The organism is Halomonas sp. M1 (assembly GCF_029581375.1).
GTDB lineage: Bacteria > Pseudomonadota > Gammaproteobacteria > Pseudomonadales > Halomonadaceae > Vreelandella.
On the sequence record NZ_CP121119.1, the window covers coordinates 2,892,275 to 2,907,916 of the forward strand.

Sequence of the window (15,642 nt, forward strand, 5' to 3'; positions counted from 1 at the left end):
TTAACGGCTAGTGCATTAACTAGAGCCTCGGGGCGCGCATTGTCGCGCCCCGAGGCGTTTGACGTTGCATGCTGCAATTGACTGGCTGAGTTAGCGCCACCGTGTAGAATGAAAAGAGATCACAGTTCTTGTGGCTTCACTTCAAACGGATGATATTTATGACCCAGGATGCTCGCGATCAAGAGCACGAAAAGACCCCGCAGTCAGCGTCTCAGAAAGGCCAGAAGGCAGCAAGTAGTGACGAGGCGGTCGTTCAAAGCGATGTTGGGCACGATGCTTTTAGTAATGACACGGTTAGCGACGATGCTGTCAGTAATGAAGATCTCGCCGCCGTTTTTTTACGGGAAACTGAGGTCGTTGAAGAAGCGGTTGAAAACGGCAAGAAAATCCGTCGCAAAGGTATTTACTTACTACCCAATCTGTTCACCACGTCTGCGTTGTTCTCAGGGTTCTTCGCGGTGGTGGCGGGTATTAACGGCGAGTTCACCTCCGCCGCAGTGGCGATATTTATTGCAATGGTGTTGGATGGTTTGGATGGCCGCGTAGCCCGGATGACCAATACCCAAAGTGAGTTTGGCGCTGAGTACGATAGTCTAGCCGATATGATCTCGTTTGGAATGGCGCCTGCCTTGGTGGCGTTTACTTGGATTCTGCAAGATATCGGTAAAACAGGCTGGGTCGTGGCGTTTCTCTACGTAGCCTGTGCAGCCTTACGCCTGGCGCGTTTCAATGTGCAAATCGGTAGTGTTGATAAGAAGTGGTTTATCGGCTTGCCCAGTCCGTCAGCGGCGGCGCTTGTGGCTGCTTGTGTCTGGACCTTCCACAGTTTTGATGCAGATGCTTTTGGCTTCAAGTTGCTGATGCTGTTTGTTGTTGGCACTGCGGGTATCTTGATGGTCAGTAATATTCGCTATTACAGCTTTAAAGACCTAGACTTTAAAAAGCCAGTGCCTTTCGTGGTGCTTTTAGCAGTGGTGCTAGGGTTCGTTATGATCTCGGTCGAGCCCTCAGTAATGCTACTACTGCTTTTTGGTGCCTATGTGGCTTCTGGTCCGGTATTAGCTGTGATGCGCAAGGCAAAAGCCAAAAGTTGAGAATTTTTCGACTTGTTTTTAAAATAGCCCTTGCCAAGACGGCAGCGAATCCGTAAAGTACGCATCCGCTGCCGGGGACGCCAAGCGTTACCAGCGGTAAATGAAGGTGAAAACCTTCGGTTTGTCAGTAGGTTAGAGCGGTTGTGCGGCTCGCCTCGTTCGCTGGATTCAGTCACTGAAAACAGCGGTTGACAACCACCAGGAAATGCGTAGAATACGCCTTCCTCGCTGAGGCAAGCCAGTTCAACGGCAAGCCGGTTATGTTAGCGAAACGCTCTTTAACAATTTGATCAGGTAATTCATGTGGGCGCTTGCCGATGAGGGTGGTAAATCACCAAATATCAAGGCAAGCGGTCATGACAATGTAAATTGAAATGAATTCGTTTGAACCTTGAGCCAAGTTTGATGCGCTTTTGTTGCTTTCGGCTAGTCCTTAAGTAACGAGCAAGCATCACAATGATTTTAAACTGAAGAGTTTGATCATGGCTCAGATTGAACGCTGGCGGCAGGCCTAACACATGCAAGTCGAGCGGTAACAGATCTAGCTTGCTAGATGCTGACGAGCGGCGGACGGGTGAGTAATGCATAGGAATCTGCCCGATAGTGGGGGATAACCTGGGGAAACCCAGGCTAATACCGCATACGTCCTACGGGAGAAAGGGGGCTTCGGCTCCCGCTATTGGATGAGCCTATGTCGGATTAGCTAGTTGGTGAGGTAATGGCTCACCAAGGCAACGATCCGTAGCTGGTCTGAGAGGATGATCAGCCACATCGGGACTGAGACACGGCCCGAACTCCTACGGGAGGCAGCAGTGGGGAATATTGGACAATGGGGGAAACCCTGATCCAGCCATGCCGCGTGTGTGAAGAAGGCCCTCGGGTTGTAAAGCACTTTCAGCGAGGAAGAACGCCTAGGGGTTAATACCCCCTAGGAAAGACATCACTCGCAGAAGAAGCACCGGCTAACTCCGTGCCAGCAGCCGCGGTAATACGGAGGGTGCAAGCGTTAATCGGAATTACTGGGCGTAAAGCGCGCGTAGGTGGCTTGATAAGCCGGTTGTGAAAGCCCCGGGCTCAACCTGGGAACGGCATCCGGAACTGTCAAGCTAGAGTGCAGGAGAGGAAGGTAGAATTCCCGGTGTAGCGGTGAAATGCGTAGAGATCGGGAGGAATACCAGTGGCGAAGGCGGCCTTCTGGACTGACACTGACACTGAGGTGCGAAAGCGTGGGTAGCAAACAGGATTAGATACCCTGGTAGTCCACGCCGTAAACGATGTCGACCAGCCGTTGGGTGCCTAGCGCACTTTGTGGCGAAGTTAACGCGATAAGTCGACCGCCTGGGGAGTACGGCCGCAAGGTTAAAACTCAAATGAATTGACGGGGGCCCGCACAAGCGGTGGAGCATGTGGTTTAATTCGATGCAACGCGAAGAACCTTACCTACTCTTGACATCCTGCGAACTTGTGAGAGATCACTTGGTGCCTTCGGGAACGCAGAGACAGGTGCTGCATGGCTGTCGTCAGCTCGTGTTGTGAAATGTTGGGTTAAGTCCCGTAACGAGCGCAACCCTTGTCCTTATTTGCCAGCACGTAATGGTGGGAACTCTAAGGAGACTGCCGGTGACAAACCGGAGGAAGGTGGGGACGACGTCAAGTCATCATGGCCCTTACGAGTAGGGCTACACACGTGCTACAATGGCCGGTACAAAGGGTTGCCAACTCGCGAGAGTGCGCTAATCCCGAAAAGCCGGTCTCAGTCCGGATCGGAGTCTGCAACTCGACTCCGTGAAGTCGGAATCGCTAGTAATCGTGAATCAGAATGTCACGGTGAATACGTTCCCGGGCCTTGTACACACCGCCCGTCACACCATGGGAGTGGACTGCACCAGAAGTGGTTAGCCTAACGCAAGAGGGCGATCACCACGGTGTGGTTCATGACTGGGGTGAAGTCGTAACAAGGTAGCCGTAGGGGAACCTGCGGCTGGATCACCTCCTTAAACGATGCATTATCCTCGCGGTAAGCGCTCACAATGAATTACCTGATCAGAATGCTGTTGATGAGCAGTGATAAACGCTCTTTCACACTAAAAAAGAAGAAAAGACCTTTCTTTTTCTTTTGATGTGGAAAACACGACCCGTTTATCACTGCTTATAGCAGTCGCTCTTTAACAATGTATATCATGCTGACATAAACGCTTCGTAGAAGTGTTTATACGTAATTGTTTTGTGATACGTCTCAAGCGTATCCGGCAATCGTTATTATTGCGAACCCCAGACTCCTTCGGGTTATAGGGTCAAGCAATTAAGCGCACACGGTGGATGCCTAGGCAGCCAGAGGCGATGAAAGACGTGGTAGCCTGCGATAAGGCTCGGCGAGGTGGCAAACAACCTGTGACCCGGGCATTTCTGAATGGGGAAACCCACTCAGCATAAGCTGAGTATCTTACGCTGAATATATAGGCGTAAGAGGCGAACCAGGGGAACTGAAACATCTAAGTACCCTGAGGAAAAGAAATCAACCGAGATTCCCCTAGTAGCGGCGAGCGAACGGGGACCAGCCCTTAAGCATGTGACTGATTAGGCGAACGCGCTGGGAAGCGCGGCCGTAGCGGGTGATAGCCCCGTAGTCGAAAATCTGATCATGTGAAATCGAGTAGGTCGGGGCACGAGAAACCTTGACTGAAGACGGGGGGACCATCCTCCAAGGCTAAATACTCCTGGCTGACCGATAGTGAACCAGTACCGTGAGGGAAAGGCGAAAAGAACCCCGGAGAGGGGAGTGAAATAGATCCTGAAACCGTGTGCGTACAAGCAGTAGGAGCAGACTTGTTCTGTGACTGCGTACCTTTTGTATAATGGGTCAGCGACTTATATTCAGTGGCGAGGTTAACCGTTTAGGGGAGCCGTAGGGAAACCGAGTCTTAACTGGGCGACACAGTCGCTGGATATAGACCCGAAACCGAGCGATCTATCCATGAGCAGGGTGAAGGTTGAGTAACATCAACTGGAGGCCCGAACCAGGATCTGTTGAAAAAGATTTGGATGACTTGTGGATCGGAGTGAAAGGCTAATCAAGCTCGGAGATAGCTGGTTCTCCTCGAAAGCTATTTAGGTAGCGCCTCACGTATTACCGCCGGGGGTAGAGCACTGTTTCGGCTAGGGGGTCATCCCGACTTACCAACCCGAGGCAAACTCCGAATACCGGTGAGTACAGCGTGGGAGACACACGGCGGGTGCTAACGTCCGTCGTGAAAAGGGAAACAACCCAGACCGTCAGCTAAGGTCCCCAAATCCTGGTTAAGTGGGAAACGATGTGGGAAGGCTCAGACAGCTAGGAGGTTGGCTTAGAAGCAGCCATCCTTTAAAGAAAGCGTAATAGCTCACTAGTCGAGTCGGCCTGCGCGGAAGATGTAACGGGGCTAAACCAGGTACCGAAGCTACGGGTTCACACTTAGGTGTGAGCGGTAGAGGAGCGTCGTGTAAGCCGATGAAGGTGAATTGAGAAGTTCGCTGGAGGTATCACGAGTGCGAATGCTGACATGAGTAACGATAAAGGGAGTGAAAAACTCCCTCGCCGGAAGACCAAGGGTTTCTGTTCGACGCTAATCGGAGCAGAGTGAGTCGGCCCCTAAGGCGAGGCCGAAAGGCGTAGTCGATGGGAAACGGGTCAATATTCCCGTACCGGACATGATTGCGATGGGGGGGACGGAGAAGGCTAGGTGAGCCAGGCGTTGGTTGTCCTGGTGAAAGTGAGTAGGCCGAGGTGCTAGGAAAATCCGGCACCTTAAAGCCGAGACACGAGATGAACTGACCACGGTCAGGAAGTCACTGATGCCACGCTTCCAGGAAAAGCCTCTAAGCTTCAGATCATGTGCGACCGTACCCCAAACCGACACAGGTGGTCAGGGTGAGAATCCCAAGGCGCTTGAGAGAACTCGGGTGAAGGAACTAGGCAAAATGGTGCCGTAACTTCGGGAGAAGGCACGCCGGCGTAGGGTGATGAGACTTGCTCTCTAAGCCCGAACCGGTCGAAGATACCAGGTGGCTGCAACTGTTTAGTAAAAACACAGCACTCTGCTAACTCGTAAGAGGACGTATAGGGTGTGACGCCTGCCCGGTGCCGGAAGGTTAAATGATGGTGTTAGTCCTCGGACGAAGCTCTTGATTGAAGCCCCGGTAAACGGCGGCCGTAACTATAACGGTCCTAAGGTAGCGAAATTCCTTGTCGGGTAAGTTCCGACCTGCACGAATGGCGTAATGATGGCCACGCTGTCTCCACCCGAGACTCAGTGAAATTGAAATCGCCGTGAAGATGCGGTGTACCCGCGGCTAGACGGAAAGACCCCGTGAACCTTTACTATAGCTTCACACTGGACGCTGATGTTGCCTGTGTAGGATAGCTGGGAGGCTTTGAAACCCGGACGCCAGTTCGAGTGGAGCCAACCTTGAAATACCAGCCTGGCATCATTGGCGTTCTCACTCAGGTCCGTTATCCGGATCGAGGACAGTGTGTGGTGGGTAGTTTGACTGGGGCGGTCTCCTCCCAAAGAGTAACGGAGGAGCACGAAGGTACCCTCAGCACGGTCGGACATCGTGCAGTGAGTGCAAGAGCATAAGGGTGCTTGACTGCGAGACAGACACGTCGAGCAGGTGCGAAAGCAGGTTCTAGTGATCCGGTGGTTCTGTATGGAAGGGCCATCGCTCAACGGATAAAAGGTACTCCGGGGATAACAGGCTGATACCGCCCAAGAGTTCACATCGACGGCGGTGTTTGGCACCTCGATGTCGGCTCATCACATCCTGGGGCTGAAGTCGGTCCCAAGGGTATGGCTGTTCGCCATTTAAAGTGGTACGCGAGCTGGGTTTAGAACGTCGTGAGACAGTTCGGTCCCTATCTGCCGTGGGCGTTGGATGTTTGAGAAGAGCTGCTCCTAGTACGAGAGGACCGGAGTGGACGACCCTCTGGTGTTCCGGTTGTCACGCCAGTGGCATTGCCGGGTAGCTATGGTCGGACAGGATAACCGCTGAAAGCATCTAAGCGGGAAGCCCCCTTCAAGATGAGACATCCCCGAGGACTTGATCCTCCTAAAGGGCCCAGCGAGACCAGCTGGTTGATAGGCACGGTGTGGAAGCGCTGCAAGGCGTTGAGCTAACGTGTACTAATGGCCCGTGAGGCTTGACCCTATAACACCCAAGGGGTCTGGTCGTAGTAGTAACGAAAACCGGATACGCGCATCAAGCCCAGGGCTTGATAGAGACGCACACAAACACGTCAGCATGATATATATCGCCAGTTACGCCTGACGACCATAGCGAGCGTGAACCACCTGATCCCTTGCCGAACTCAGCAGTGAAACCGCTTAGCGCCGATGGTAGTGTGGGGTCTCCCCATGCGAGAGTAGGTCATCGTCAGGCACTTATACCGCAAAAAACCCAGCCAACAGGCTGGGTTTTTTGTGTGCGTGGAAGAAAAAAGGGGGCTCTCCAGGGAGCATCCCGGAAGCCCGGCGCCCAGATGACCGGCCCAGACATCGTCAGGCACTGGGCATGAGCTTATAGGGTTTTGATCAAAACAAATGTTTTAATAATCTTAATAACAAGGAGTTACCAGGTTAAGCTGGTGTTGTAGGCTCCTTGGCAATTAATATAGCTGAGTAGTTATTATGAAGTTCTATCTCAGGAGGAGAGGCAATATGAGTAAGCAAGTAACCAAGAATTTAGTGATGGCACTATTGATGGCGATGATGGTTGGTGGTTTAGCTGCTTGCGATAATCAAGGCCCAGCAGAAGAAGCGGGTGAAAGTATTGATGAAAGCATGGAAAGCGCCGGTGAAAGTATCGAAGAGATGGGCGAGAACATAGAAGAAGCTGCCGAATAATAGTCTGGTAGCTTAGTAAATAACGAGATGGATTAGTCTCGATACTTACCAAAACAGCCGCTTAAAGCGGCTGTTTTGCGTTTATTAACGTGAAAAAGTAGGGCGTGGTTTAGGCACCAGGGTTTTGCTCAATGCCTTGCAAGTACCAAGGTGCGTCATCGCGCATTGCCCGCGTTAGATGCCAGGTTTCGTTGAACTCGGTCTGTTCACCATTTTCCTCTAAAACCCCATGGAATATAACGGTTGCCTCGGCATATCCGTCGTATTCATTTACGTCGCCAAGCTCGGCAAAAAGCTTAACAACCTCGGTGGAGTTGTCATCGGGGTGCTCGGTGCGCTCTTGGCGTAATAAATTATATAGCTCAGGTGTTACATACTCCTGGATCTGGCTAAGGTCGTTATTATCCCAGGCGCGTTGAAGCGTCATAAAGTGTTCTTTGGCACCTCCTAAAAAACGCTCTTTATCAAACCAGGCGGGCGTACTCTGCAGGCCGCTGGCTAAACTGCCGGGTGCGGCTGAGAAGTTGGTAGCGGCCGGTGTTGGTTCCTGTTGTTCGCGTTGGTAGCCAGCAGCAGAGCTAACAGATGCGGGGCGTCGCTGCCGCATAAATGCACGGAAAGCGAAAATGGCTAAAGCGGCCACGCCTACCATCACCAAGAGGTCCATGATGCGCAGCTCATCGAAGGCGCCGCCAAAGAAGAGTGCCGCTAGCAGGCCGCCTGCGAGTAGGCCGCCCATCATGCCCCCCATACCGCCTCTACGTGCCGCGGCAGCGCCTGCTTGGCCCTGCTGTTGCCCCTGAGCCTGTTGCTGCTGTTGGGGGGCGCTCGCTGGGCGATCCGCTGACCGTGACATGCTGCCCACGTTGCCACCTCCACCCATACGGCGAGCTTCGGCGTGCTCAATGGCTGCGCTGAAGCCCATGACGCTGACCAGCAGCATGACAAAAAACTGTCGTAACATGTTATTTCTCCGATGAGAACGTTGGAATTGACGGTATGCGCCGAGGCGCTATGTAGAAAATAATAAGTGGCTAGTTTACCGTGTAACTTGCTAGGTAGGTTATTCTGAGAATGTTTATAAAGACAAAAATAAGGTGAAAAAGTGCGCTTACATCATCAACAAAGTCTGTTGTTAGTCGTCGATTTTCAAGCGGGATTGCTGCCCGTTATTGAGGGTGGCGAAGCCGCTCTAGAAGAGGCTGGCTGGTTGGCGGGTGTTGCCGAGGCACTGCAGGTACCCGTATGGCTAACCGAGCAGTATCCAGAAAGGTTAGGAGGTACGGCGCCTTCTCTGTTGAGCACGTTAGGCGAGCACAAGGTGTGGCAAAAACTCCATTTCAGCGTGATGGAAGAGCCTGAGTTTGTCGACGCCTTACAAGCTCAAGGGGCGCGGCAAATAGTGATATGCGGAACAGAAGCGCATATCTGTGTGTTGCAGAGTGCGCTTGGCTTGCTTGAGGCAGGCTATGAGGTGTTTTGGCTTAGTGAAGCGACGGCGAGCCGCCGGAAAGATGAAGCGCGACTAGCCCGCGAGCGCGCCTGTGCTAATGGTGCGGTAGCGGTCACTGCGGACATGGTCGCTTATGAGTGGCTGCACCGTTGTGACACAGCCACTTTTAAAGAGGTGCATCAGCGCTTTCTCAAGCCGCGTTCGCCCCGCTCAGTGACGTTTTTCTAATGGTTAAGTGATTAACGATCAGCCTCTTTGCGGGTAAAGACCAGTGTATCGCCCTGGGAGGCAGCTGCATCAAATTGATATCCGGCCTCTTGAAAGCTTGTTAGCTGATCGGGATGGTTAATTTGTTGCTGAATAATCCAAGCGCTCATCAAGCCGCGCGCTTTTTTGGCATAGAAGCTGATGATCTTAAAGGTGCCGTTCTTTTCATCTTTAAAGACGGGCGTCACTACGCGCGCGCTAAGTTGTTTAGTCTCAATCGCCTTGAAATATTCGTTTGAGGCCAGGTTAACGAGCACCTTGGAGCCACTTTCTGCAATTGCGCTATTAAGCGCTTGCGTTAACGTTGGCTTCCAGTACGCGTAAAGGTCGTTGCCAGCGCCATTAGGCAGTTTGGTGCCCATCTCCAGCCGGTAGGGTTGTATTAAGTCTAGTGGCCGTAGTAAGCCATATAAGCCGGATAGAATGCGCAGGTGTTGCTGTGCAAACTGGTTATCAGCGTCGCTAAATGAGCTGGCGTCTAGCCCAGTGTAAACATCGCCTTGAAAGGCTTGTACGGCAGGTTTGGCATTATCTAGAGAGAAGGGTGGCTGCCAATCTGAAAAACGCGCAGCATTCAGGCCTGCCAGCTTATCGCTGATACCCATGAGATCGCTAAGCTGTTGCGGTGAGTAGCCACGCAAAATCTCAATCAGAGGCTTACTGTACTCAAGGAAGCTCGGTTGGGTGACCTGATCAGTAGTGGAGGGCGTTTCAAAGTCTAGCGTTTTTGCAGGGGAAATAACGCTCAGCATAGCCTGCTCCTTATCCCGTGGCAGAAGAGAGAAAATACGTGCGATGATTATACCAAGCCTCGGCGATGACCGAGGCTATCGGTATGATAGTGAGGTGGTTTGACCGCCTAGCGCTTGGCGCCATAAACCGCGCCTACGGGCAGGGGTTCGGCATTCGGCGATGAATGTCCTCGATAGCTTCGAGCACTTCTTCATCAAGCTTGATACTTTCACTGGCGAGATTGCTTTCCAACTGCTCCATTGTGGTGGCGCCAATAATATTGCTGGTCAAAAAACGGCGAGAGTTAACAAACGCCAGCGCCATTTGAGCCGGGTCTATGTCGTGCTCCTTGGCAAGCGTAACGTAAGCCTGCGTTGCGGCCTCTGCTTCTGGTGAGGTGTAACGTTTAAAGCGCTCATAGAGAGTGAGGCGACCCTTAGGTGGCTGCGCCCCATTAAGGTATTTACCCGAGAGCACTCCAAACCCTAGCGGCGAGTAGGCGAGTAGGCCAACATCCTCACGGTGAGCGATTTCAGCCAAACCCACTTCAAACGTACGATTTAGCAGGTTGTAGGGGTTCTGGATGGAGGCGACCCGTGGCATCGCCATCTGATCGGCGAGCTGCAGCATACGCATCACGCCCCAGGGCGTCTCATTGGAAAGGCCGATAGCGCGGATTTTTCCGGCATCCACTAGCTCTTTTAGCGCCGCGAGCGTGTCTTCCAGTGGGGTGGCGTCTTCTTGCTCTTTATGAGTGTAGCCAAGCTTGCCAAAAAAGTTGGTGTTACGGTCTGGCCAGTGGAGTTGGTACAAGTCGATATAATCGGTGTTGAGCCTTGCAAGGCTGGCATCAACAGCTTGATGCAGGTGGTCGCGACTCATCTTTGGCCCGCCACGAATGTGGTCTAGGCCCGGGCCGGCTGCTTTCGTTGCGATAATGACATCATCACGCGAACCGCGAGCCTTTAACCAACTGCCGATATACGCTTCGGTTAAGCCTTGGGTCTCTGCCTTTGGCGGAACCGGGTACATTTCAGCGGTGTCGATAAAATTGATACCAAAAGCTACTGCGCGATCGAGCTGCTCATGGGCTTCCGCTTCGCTGTTTTGTTCGCCAAACGTCATCGTACCTAAGCAGAGTCGGCTGACCTCCATCCCGGTTCTGCCGAGTGGGCGAGTTTGCATTGTTATCTCCTCTATAAGGCGAAATTGCCTCAGGATAAGCGTTATCTCCGCCGTGAATATCAGCGTGTGAGTGGCATGTTAGCGAGGCTCTCCAAAAGCAGCAAATCAATAGGGTTGAGTCGACGCAAAGGCAGGCGTATGCTTGCCAGCCCATCGACCAGCTGAACGCTGGTTAATCGTATGGTTAGCTGTCAAAAGTGGAACCGACTGTTAGCCGAAGATCTCAACAGATAGGCAAGGTGGTTTGCCATGCCGCAGGCATCATCATTGTTTACTCGTCTAGAATTTCGTCTCGCCGAGCAGCTGTTTCATACGCGTTGGCTACTGCCGCGCTCGCCACGCACGCAACGTTTAACGATGCAGTTATTCAAGCGCTGTGCAGAGGCGGGGCATCCTGATGCGCTGTCTATTTACGGCCATATGCTGTTTCATCGCAGCCAGTCACCCCATGACAAAGCACGTGGGGCACGCTACGTGTTAGAGGCTGCTCAGGCTGGCGATATAAAATCTCAGTACCAAGCCGCACGCATTCATGAGCACGGCTGTGTACAGTATCCGCGTCGTGAGGATTATGCGGTTACTCTGTATGCTCGGGCCGCTCAGTCTGGGCACTTTCTGGCAGCTGAAAGGCTTGCCCGAGCTTATCGCCTTGGCGAGCTAGGCTTGGCGATAGATAGTGAACAGGCGGCTTACTGGCAAGGTTTGGCCGACCGTCAGTCCCAGGCTGAGCTGGCGACCGCCTAGCCAATAGGATGAGTAAATGAGGAAGTCCGTGTCCGAGACGCTACCTACAGTGCTGGATATTGAAGCGTCCGGATTCGGGCGCGGCAGCTACCCGATTGAAGTTGGTATTGCCCGTGCTGACGGTAGCTGCTGTGCGTTTCTTATTCAGCCGTTAGAGGAGTGGACCCACTGGGATCCTAAAGCAGAATTGTTGCATGGGATTTCCCGAGAGCGCTTGCGCCAGGAGGGCTACCCAGTACAACAAGTGGCACGTTGGCTTAATGATGAGTTGCGCGAGGTAGGAAAAGCGTACAGCGATAGCTGGGGATACGATAATACTTGGCTATCGCTACTTTTTCATCATGCTGAGCTACTGCCCCGTTTTCGTTTAGAGGCGTTGCGTATCCTGCTCAGTGAAGCGCAGCAGGCCCTATGGAGCGATACTAAAGAGGCGGTGATTGCTGAGCGGGGCATTCACCGCCACAGGGCTGGAGAAGATGCCCGTTTGCTGCAGCTAACCTACCAACGAACGCTTCAGCTTACCGGGGATCCACGCTGTTAGTTCGCGTTTTTACCCTCGGCCCATTGCGCGTTGGCGTTGGCTCTTGCTGCAGCTTGAGCTACTTACTGTAACTGCCCCTCTAGCATCTCTAGTAGCTGAATAGGCGTTGGCGCGTCCACCAGCATATTGCGCGTTGTTTGGGCTAAAAAGCCATGGCTAACGGTGTTGTCTAGAAAGGTCAGCAGCGGTGCATAAAAGCCTTCGGTATCGAGTAGCCCCATGGGCTTGTCGTGAAGCCCTAAGTAGCCCCAAGTCCATATCTCAAACAGCTCTTCGAAAGTGCCAATACCGCCGGGCAGGGCAATAAAAGCGTCAGCGTTGGCGGCCATGGTGGCTTTGCGTTCATGCATATTGGGTACGCGAATCAGCTCAGTCAGGCCGAAATGTGCTTGTTCTCGTTCCACAAGATGATCTGGCATCACGCCAATGACCTTACCGCCGGCCTCAAGGGCTGCATTAGCTAGTTCGCCCATTAAGCCAATACGTGCGCCTCCATACACAAGCGTGTGCCCCCGAGCTGCTAGCGCTGCGCCAAGCGTGCGGGCCACTTGGCAAAATACAGGGCTATTGCCTTCTCGTGAGCCGAGGTAGACACAAATGCGTGACATAGTGAGAGGGTCCTTATAACAATCAATAGAGTGATGTAATTTGATGGCGTTTTGACGGAGCAGGTTAGTCTAGGCAGTCTGCAACCTGGTAGTGCTCGTCCATCCACTGTCCAACGGCGTTATTGCCACACAAATGGTGCGCGTATTGGGTATGCAGGCAGCGCACCTGTTGCCAGTTGCTAATGCCCCCAATACCGCGTTCGGTGAGTACGTCGGTGTAACCCAACATGGCGACTTCATCACGCTGAGCATTACTCATATACGCCCAGCGTGTCTTTACGTAGTCGCGGTGGCTCTCTTGGTACGCCTCCAGAAAATCAGGCTCTTCTTGAAGCCGTTGTTCCAGCGACTTAATGACGCCCACCGCTTCAATGCGTGAAATTTCGACTTTAAGTAGCTCTGAGCAGAGCCAGTAAAGGGTCGGGAAGGGCTTACCATCCACGATAGGCGCCATCCGTAATACTAAAGGCGTGCCTTTAGAATCGGTGGCAGCAACGGCTTCAATACCGCGAGGAGCCCGTCCGAGCTGTTGCGTAATAATCGCCAATTGGCGCTCGTCGGGGGCTTGGTCGGTACGAATTACCATTGCGCAGTTCTCTCACTTTCGGTCGTCTTGAATAAATTTATTTGAGCGGCCAACGGCGCGGAAAAAACAGCGGTTAAGCTGCTCAGGAGAGGCTACATAGCGCCATGTCCGCTCACAGTATTCGGCGGCTCGCGCCATTAGCGCGTCGTACAGTCGGTTGAACGGGGCATCATAATCGTAGGGGTCGGCGCCGAACAAGCGGATATGGGGGTAATCAGCAAAGCGTTCCATAAAGAAACGCTCTAAATCTGCCTCTACGGCCTGGTGTTGCGCCGTATTGTCGGGATCTATCCAAAGGTTATAACGGATCGCCATGGCGGTCTCCCAGCATACCGCAACGCGCGCGGCGGGAATGAACGTTATGCAGGCTCTGGTGCGTCATGCAGGTGCGCTAGCAGTGCTTCACGCAGCTCGCCCTCAATCGGCATAGCGCATTTTGCTTGATGGTCGTACTGCACCAGTATGGTGTGGCCGAGGTTAGTGAGCCTGCCGTGCTGTCGTGCTTCCTGAGTCACCGTAAAAGAGCTAGTGCCTAAGCGTGTCAGGTAGGTACGTAGTTCGATATCGTGACCGTAAAACAGTTCAGCTCGGTAGTCGACTTCCATGCGTGCCATGATTAAGCGCCACTGCTTAGGATTAAGGTCTGGTGTGAATAATTTAAACAGGTCATTGCGTGCCAGCTCAAACCACGCGGGCAAGCGGGTATTGTTAATATGGCCTAGCGCGTCGGTATCATAAAAGGCAGGCTCAATTGTGCGAGTAAACATTGGGTATCCTTATTATTAGTGGTTTAAGTTAGCCAGAATTACCCCTAACAAGCGCTTGGTCAAGTGGTGCGACGCTGATACCAAGCGGTGAGCTGCATCCAACCAAGCAGCCATAGGGTGGCGGTAGCAAACCCTGCCAAGGTGCCCCAAAAAAGCCCCATGGTGCTGTAGGTATAAGATACACATAGGGTGTAGCTAAGCAGTGAGCCCAGCCCCATGGGGTAGTGTTTGATGACGGTGGCTACGGGGGCGTGCCCATTATTGAGATGCAAAATCAGCAGAAATGGCAGCATGGTGACAGGAAAAGCGGCCAGGGTGCCTGCCCACTCCGGTGGTAACCAATGTGCTAGGCGTGTAATTGTAAAAATGATGGCTGTCGCAAGTCCTGCGCGAGCTGCTAGCGCAGGCCAGGTAAACGCTCGGCTAGCTGGGCTTTTAACATCGGGTACAGTGCGAAACAGCCAGCTAAAAACGGCAATAGCGACGAGGGTCACCAGCGTGCCGCTGACCCGATTAAAGTTGAACTGGGCAAGCACGCTGCTCACTGCTAGCCAAGCAACAAGCCCTCCCGCTACGCCGCTTAAAACCCCCTTTAGACCTGGCTGGCGGCCCATCACAAGATAGCCTGCCCCTAGGGCCATGGACGCGGTAAAGCCCGCTAAGGTATGAACCGCGCTTTGGGTCGCAAATTCGGGAGATAGCTCTAAGCCGATAAAAAAAAGCGCCAGCGCGGTGCCTAGTGGGTAACCTGCAAGTAGTCCGGCCATACGTGGGCTAGCACGCACTGCAATGGCGCCCAACCCCAGCACCATGCCAATTGAAAGGCTCAGCTTAGCCAGCTGCCAAGTCAGTGGAACTTCTATCATGAGGTGATTTCCTTCATATTATTGTGCCGTTATTATCGTTGTGCCGTTTGCGTAACACTATTTGATGCATTGATTCATTTTTGCGCTGCCTGCGTGCGGGGGTGCCACGATCGTGATGCGTTCTAACAAGCCAAGTGCTCATCTGCTCTCTCCACCGCCAAAGCCCGTCGGTTGTGAGCTTTGCCTACGCGCTGCGCCACTAACCAAGCATCACCTGATACCGCGTACCCTGCATAACAAGCCACGCTATCAAAAGCGTCATAGCCGGGAGGAGCGCTTAACCGCAATTGTGTGGCTTTGCCATCCCTGTCATAAGCATATTCATCGGCTCTACAGCGAGCGGGAGCTAGCTGATCATTTTGCCACGCTTGACGCTTTGAAAGAGGATGCTGAGATCAGCGCCTTTGTAGCGTGGCTGGCCACCAAACCGGCGGGGTTCAAGCCCAAGTCGTCGGTGCGTAAGCGTCGTTGATGTCAGGCTAAGCGTAACCCTTGCTGGTCGCGCCATGCGGCCTCTAAAGCATCTTCTAAAGGCGCTTTTAAGTGTGCGGGTAGTGCATCTTGAGCCGCCTGAAGCGAATCAAAGGAGCGGTTGCGCAGCCAGCAGTACGCCCACGCGCAGGCTTCCGCTTCGCTTTGTGGGGTGGGGCGGGCGGGCATCTGGTTGAGTAGGAACACGGCGGTACGTGGCGCCCAAAGAGGTATGTCGCCGTGCTCATCTTGACTCCACTGTTCAAGTGTCGCGCCGCTGGGCGTCGCGTCCGGGGTGCCCAGCTTTGCGACCCGTGCGGTTTCAGCCAGGATGAGCGCTAGCTGGTTGGCATCGGCCTGACCAAGCGAGCGCCACTGCCGCAACAGCGCCGAAAGCCCAGCGCGCGTCTTGGTATAAAAGTCATCTTGCGGCATGCTCGGTATCTACT

General features: G+C 53.2%; 15 protein-coding genes and 3 rRNA genes. 9 read left to right on the plus strand and 9 right to left on the minus strand.

Annotated features, from left to right (window positions below; translation table 11 throughout):
- Nucleotides 1–158 precede the first annotated feature (158 nt).
- The 5 genes from pssA to P8S54_RS13340 all read left to right on the plus strand — a co-directional run bounded on the left by pssA (nucleotide 159) and on the right by P8S54_RS13340 (nucleotide 6,973).
- Nucleotides 159–1,094, plus strand: a complete 936-nt coding sequence (pssA, locus tag P8S54_RS13320) for a CDP-diacylglycerol--serine O-phosphatidyltransferase (RefSeq protein ID WP_281442117.1) — start codon at nucleotides 159–161, stop codon at nucleotides 1,092–1,094.
- 464 nt (nucleotides 1,095–1,558) lie between these two features.
- Nucleotides 1,559–3,091: ribosomal RNA gene (locus P8S54_RS13325) — 16S ribosomal RNA — on the plus strand.
- A 295-nt stretch (nucleotides 3,092–3,386) separates the two neighbouring features.
- Nucleotides 3,387–6,278, plus strand: a 23S ribosomal RNA gene (locus tag P8S54_RS13330).
- A gap of 115 nt (nucleotides 6,279–6,393) precedes the next feature.
- A 5S ribosomal RNA gene (gene rrf / locus P8S54_RS13335) occupies nucleotides 6,394–6,509 on the plus strand.
- Together the 16S, 23S and 5S rRNA genes form the textbook arrangement of a ribosomal RNA operon.
- Before the next feature lie 278 nt (nucleotides 6,510–6,787).
- Nucleotides 6,788–6,973 carry a hypothetical protein gene (locus tag P8S54_RS13340; RefSeq protein ID WP_281442118.1) on the plus strand — a complete coding sequence of 62 codons (186 nt, stop codon included), beginning with the start codon at nucleotides 6,788–6,790 and terminating at the stop codon, nucleotides 6,971–6,973.
- Between the two features lie 109 nt (nucleotides 6,974–7,082).
- Here the strand turns inward: P8S54_RS13340 and P8S54_RS13345 are convergent, their stop codons facing one another.
- Complete coding sequence (locus P8S54_RS13345; protein WP_009098006.1) at nucleotides 7,083–7,937, minus strand: Tim44-like domain-containing protein; 855 nt, start codon at nucleotides 7,935–7,937, stop codon at nucleotides 7,083–7,085.
- A gap of 141 nt (nucleotides 7,938–8,078) precedes the next feature.
- Between P8S54_RS13345 and P8S54_RS13350 the strand changes: the two genes are divergently transcribed.
- Nucleotides 8,079–8,654: an isochorismatase family protein gene (locus P8S54_RS13350; protein WP_281442119.1), complete on the plus strand. Its 576-nt coding sequence runs from the start codon at nucleotides 8,079–8,081 to the stop codon at nucleotides 8,652–8,654.
- A gap of 11 nt (nucleotides 8,655–8,665) precedes the next feature.
- Here the strand turns inward: P8S54_RS13350 and yaaA are convergent, their stop codons facing one another.
- Nucleotides 8,666–9,445, minus strand: a complete 780-nt coding sequence (gene yaaA / locus P8S54_RS13355; RefSeq protein ID WP_281442120.1) for a peroxide stress protein YaaA — start codon at nucleotides 9,443–9,445, stop codon at nucleotides 8,666–8,668.
- A gap of 133 nt (nucleotides 9,446–9,578) precedes the next feature.
- Nucleotides 9,579–10,610: an NADP(H)-dependent aldo-keto reductase gene (locus P8S54_RS13360; RefSeq protein ID WP_281442121.1), complete on the minus strand. Its 1,032-nt coding sequence runs from the start codon at nucleotides 10,608–10,610 to the stop codon at nucleotides 9,579–9,581.
- A 249-nt stretch (nucleotides 10,611–10,859) separates the two neighbouring features.
- Between P8S54_RS13360 and P8S54_RS13365 the strand changes: the two genes are divergently transcribed.
- Together P8S54_RS13365 and P8S54_RS13370 are read left to right on the plus strand one after the other, a co-directional pair.
- Nucleotides 10,860–11,354, plus strand: a complete 495-nt coding sequence (locus P8S54_RS13365; protein WP_281442122.1) for a sel1 repeat family protein — start codon at nucleotides 10,860–10,862, stop codon at nucleotides 11,352–11,354.
- A gap of 28 nt (nucleotides 11,355–11,382) precedes the next feature.
- Entirely contained in the window at nucleotides 11,383–11,895 is a 513-nt protein-coding gene (locus tag P8S54_RS13370; protein ID WP_281444104.1) for a hypothetical protein, read from the plus strand.
- A 62-nt stretch (nucleotides 11,896–11,957) separates the two neighbouring features.
- On the opposite strand, the gene P8S54_RS13375 is transcribed toward P8S54_RS13370, so the two are convergent.
- The 5 genes from P8S54_RS13375 to P8S54_RS13395 all read right to left on the minus strand — a co-directional run bounded on the left by P8S54_RS13375 (nucleotide 11,958) and on the right by P8S54_RS13395 (nucleotide 14,722).
- Complete coding sequence (locus P8S54_RS13375; protein WP_281442123.1) at nucleotides 11,958–12,503, minus strand: TIGR00730 family Rossman fold protein; 546 nt, start codon at nucleotides 12,501–12,503, stop codon at nucleotides 11,958–11,960.
- Between the two features lie 64 nt (nucleotides 12,504–12,567).
- The gene (locus P8S54_RS13380) at nucleotides 12,568–13,089 is read right to left on the minus strand and encodes a DUF501 domain-containing protein (RefSeq protein ID WP_281442124.1); all 522 of its coding nucleotides are present in this window, start codon (nucleotides 13,087–13,089) and stop codon (nucleotides 12,568–12,570) included.
- A gap of 12 nt (nucleotides 13,090–13,101) precedes the next feature.
- Complete coding sequence (locus P8S54_RS13385) at nucleotides 13,102–13,404, minus strand: hypothetical protein (protein ID WP_009097991.1); 303 nt, start codon at nucleotides 13,402–13,404, stop codon at nucleotides 13,102–13,104.
- 44 nt (nucleotides 13,405–13,448) lie between these two features.
- Entirely contained in the window at nucleotides 13,449–13,856 is a 408-nt protein-coding gene (locus P8S54_RS13390) for a thioesterase family protein (protein WP_009097989.1), read from the minus strand.
- Between the two features lie 59 nt (nucleotides 13,857–13,915).
- Nucleotides 13,916–14,722, minus strand: a complete 807-nt coding sequence (locus P8S54_RS13395) for a hypothetical protein (protein WP_009097987.1) — start codon at nucleotides 14,720–14,722, stop codon at nucleotides 13,916–13,918.
- Nucleotides 14,723–14,837: 115 nt separating this feature from the next.
- On the opposite strand from P8S54_RS13395, the gene P8S54_RS13400 reads away from it, so the two are divergent.
- Nucleotides 14,838–15,194, plus strand: coding sequence for a hypothetical protein (locus P8S54_RS13400; RefSeq protein WP_281444105.1), 357 nt, complete (start codon nucleotides 14,838–14,840; stop codon nucleotides 15,192–15,194).
- Nucleotides 15,195–15,196: 2 nt separating this feature from the next.
- On the opposite strand, the gene P8S54_RS13405 is transcribed toward P8S54_RS13400, so the two are convergent.
- Nucleotides 15,197–15,628 (minus strand): hypothetical protein, encoded by a 432-nt coding sequence (locus P8S54_RS13405; RefSeq protein WP_009097983.1) that lies wholly within the window; start codon nucleotides 15,626–15,628, stop codon nucleotides 15,197–15,199.
- Nucleotides 15,629–15,642: the final 14 nt, after the last annotated feature.

What these genes read in the sequence shown, in the direction of transcription:
- P8S54_RS13390 (WP_009097989.1), bottom strand. Translation starts at nt 13,856, where the DNA reads ATGTTTACTCGCACAATTGAGCCTGCCTTTTATGATACCGACGCGCTA.
- P8S54_RS13385 (WP_009097991.1), bottom strand. Translation starts at nt 13,404, where the DNA reads ATGGCGATCCGTTATAACCTTTGGATAGATCCCGACAATACGGCGCAA.
- yaaA (WP_281442120.1), bottom strand. Translation starts at nt 9,445, where the DNA reads ATGCTGAGCGTTATTTCCCCTGCAAAAACGCTAGACTTTGAAACGCCC.
- P8S54_RS13395 (WP_009097987.1), bottom strand. Translation starts at nt 14,722, where the DNA reads ATGATAGAAGTTCCACTGACTTGGCAGCTGGCTAAGCTGAGCCTTTCA.
- P8S54_RS13405 (WP_009097983.1), bottom strand. Translation starts at nt 15,628, where the DNA reads ATGCCGCAAGATGACTTTTATACCAAGACGCGCGCTGGGCTTTCGGCG.
- P8S54_RS13375 (WP_281442123.1), bottom strand. Translation starts at nt 12,503, where the DNA reads ATGTCACGCATTTGTGTCTACCTCGGCTCACGAGAAGGCAATAGCCCT.
- P8S54_RS13345 (WP_009098006.1), bottom strand. Translation starts at nt 7,937, where the DNA reads ATGTTACGACAGTTTTTTGTCATGCTGCTGGTCAGCGTCATGGGCTTC.
- P8S54_RS13365 (WP_281442122.1), top strand. Translation starts at nt 10,860, where the DNA reads ATGCCGCAGGCATCATCATTGTTTACTCGTCTAGAATTTCGTCTCGCC.
- P8S54_RS13400 (WP_281444105.1), top strand. Translation starts at nt 14,838, where the DNA reads ATGCGTTCTAACAAGCCAAGTGCTCATCTGCTCTCTCCACCGCCAAAG.
- P8S54_RS13360 (WP_281442121.1), bottom strand. Translation starts at nt 10,610, where the DNA reads ATGCAAACTCGCCCACTCGGCAGAACCGGGATGGAGGTCAGCCGACTC.
- pssA (WP_281442117.1), top strand. Translation starts at nt 159, where the DNA reads ATGACCCAGGATGCTCGCGATCAAGAGCACGAAAAGACCCCGCAGTCA.
- P8S54_RS13380 (WP_281442124.1), bottom strand. Translation starts at nt 13,089, where the DNA reads ATGGTAATTCGTACCGACCAAGCCCCCGACGAGCGCCAATTGGCGATT.
- P8S54_RS13340 (WP_281442118.1), top strand. Translation starts at nt 6,788, where the DNA reads ATGAGTAAGCAAGTAACCAAGAATTTAGTGATGGCACTATTGATGGCG.